The organism is Sodalis sp. (in: enterobacteria) (genome assembly GCF_047607725.1).
GTDB lineage: Bacteria > Pseudomonadota > Gammaproteobacteria > Enterobacterales > Enterobacteriaceae > JBLKSS01.
The window spans coordinates 1-1,466 of sequence record NZ_JBLKSS010000316.1 but is presented as its reverse complement, the minus strand read 5'-3'; the positions used below and the strand labels follow the sequence as shown (position 1 = coordinate 1,466).

The following is a 1,466-nucleotide window of genomic DNA, read 5'->3' as shown; positions in this document are numbered from 1 at the left end:
TGTTCTCGCGTTCTTCTTTTTACGTGCCATGCCATACCCCCGGAAGCTAAAAGTCTTCAGAGTATGGCGGAACAGAAGATGAGCGATCGGACAGAATCGGAATCGCTGATCGGGCGACCGGAATCAGTGATCGGGTGAAATCGGAATCAGTGATCGGACGTGACCGGAACCAGCAGTCGTCGACGGTGCTTTTGGCGGTAAGAAAAATGACCGGCGTATCCAGCGGGGAATCCAGCGTTTTCATGACCTCCCACCCGTTCACCTCCGGCATCATCACGTCGAGCAGTATTAAGTCGTAATGGTACTCCTGGGCCATAAACAGCCCTTAGCGGCCGTCGCTCGCGACATCAACGACATAACCGGATTCGGTTAAACCGCTGCGCATATATTCCCGTGCTTTGGGTTCATCATCAATGACCAGTATTTTCATCGTTCACTCCGTCGCGTCAAGGGAATAGTGCGCAGCGGGGGATCATTTCACCGCCTGCGCGGCGGCCTGCTCAATCAATGCCGCCACCTCTTTAGGATGGGATTCATACACCGAATGGCTGGCGCCGGCAACTTCTACCGTATGGCTTTTGGCGCGTTGAGCGTACATCCGTTCTAAATCCGGATTGATGATTTTGTCCGCTTTGGCGACCATGTACCAGCTGGGTTTGGTTTTCCAGGCCGGGTTGTCGATTGTCGTGGAGAAGATGCCGGCGGCGGTGGGCATCTGCGCCTGCGCTTCAAATTTGGCCTGTTTGGCGGGCAGGTCCGCCGCGAAGTCCCCGGGGTAATTGGCCGGCGCCAGCATCATAAAACCATCCGGCGATTTCACATACGGATGCGCGCTGTTGGGGTATTTTTTGCCGTTACCGCCGCTCGACTCGCCGACGTCCAGCGCATGGGCCGCGATATACACCAGGCCCGCCACGTGCGAATCATTGCCCGCTTCGCTGATAATGGTACCGCCGTAGCTGTGGCCCACCAGGATGACGGGGCCGTCCTGCTGGTCCAGGACGCGTTGGGTGGTGGCGACGTCTTCCTTGAACGAGGTCAGAGGCTCCTGGACCAGCGTCACCTTATAGCCATCTTGGGTAAGAATATCATAGACCGGGCGCCAGCCGGCTCCGCCGACGAAGGCGCCGTGCACCAGGACGATGTTTTTTACGTTTTCGGCCAGCGCTGCTGTGCTGACGCCCGCCATCAGACAGACGGTGGAAAGGGCGATGATCTTGATGGATTGACCGAGGGTCAGTTTCATGGCGTGTTCCTCTCGTGAGTAAGTATAGGTGTTCGTTTCATAGAGGAGTGTAGGCGGGTGAAACGTAAGCGTACGCCCAGCGCCGTCTGTTAATTCCCCATCAAGTTATTGAAGATGATGTCCATTATTTTTTTAATGGGCGCAATTCATGAAATAAACCCCACCAAAACCCTCAAGACGTCGTCCCAATTTCCCGCTGGACTTTAACATTAAGCTGGTT

2 protein-coding genes are annotated in these 1,466 nt (G+C 55.4%); both read right to left on the bottom strand.

Translation table 11 applies throughout. From position 1 onward, the window contains the following. Window positions 1-46: 46 nt before the first annotated feature. Window positions 47-316 carry a response regulator gene (locus ACMX3H_RS19060; protein WP_415211901.1) on the bottom strand — a complete coding sequence of 90 codons (270 nt, stop codon included), beginning with the start codon at window positions 314-316 and terminating at the stop codon, window positions 47-49. 156 nt (window positions 317-472) lie between these two features. Continuing rightward, entirely contained in the window at window positions 473-1,189 is a 717-nt protein-coding gene (locus ACMX3H_RS19055; protein ID WP_415211902.1) for an alpha/beta fold hydrolase, read from the bottom strand. Window positions 1,190-1,466 lie beyond the last annotated feature (277 nt).

Excerpts from the sequence above, each read along its gene's own strand:
- ACMX3H_RS19060 (WP_415211901.1), bottom strand. The coding sequence starts at position 316 with ATGGCCCAGGAGTACCATTACGACTTAATACTGCTCGACGTGATGATG.
- ACMX3H_RS19055 (WP_415211902.1), bottom strand. The coding sequence starts at position 1,189 with ATGGCGGGCGTCAGCACAGCAGCGCTGGCCGAAAACGTAAAAAACATC.